At 40.4% G+C, this 355-nt stretch carries 1 rRNA gene; it reads left to right on the top strand.

The window, feature by feature from the left end:
• Positions 1-242: 242 nt before the first annotated feature.
• Positions 243-355: ribosomal RNA gene (rrf, locus tag M5F03_RS00005) — 5S ribosomal RNA — on the top strand; the annotation flags it as partial.

Genomic DNA, 355 nt, shown 5'->3' with positions numbered 1-355 from the left:
ACGCATGAAGCTGACCAATACTAATTGCTCGTGAGGCTTGACTATACAACACCCAAACAGTTGTATATATAGCATCAATTGATTCACATATAATCAATCAAACTTGATTTAGTTGAAAAGCTGGATACAATGAACACCTTAAATTAACTCAAGTACTTCTGTTAATAACTCATTTGGTAGAAAACTTAGCACGAAGAGCACTGCTCTGAGATTAGACTAAGCNAGTATCCATAAACAGTTGTGCTGGCGACAATAGCAAGAGTGAACCACCTGATCCCTTCCCGAACTCAGAAGTGAAACCTCTTAGCGCTGATGGTAGTGTGGGGTTACCCATGTGAGAGTAAGTCATCGCCAG

This window comes from Acinetobacter amyesii (assembly GCF_023499985.1).
GTDB classification, from domain to species: Bacteria; Pseudomonadota; Gammaproteobacteria; order Pseudomonadales; family Moraxellaceae; genus Acinetobacter; species Acinetobacter amyesii.
The sequence above is the reverse complement of the archived record's forward strand: the minus strand, read 5'-3'. Positions and strand labels throughout refer to the sequence as shown.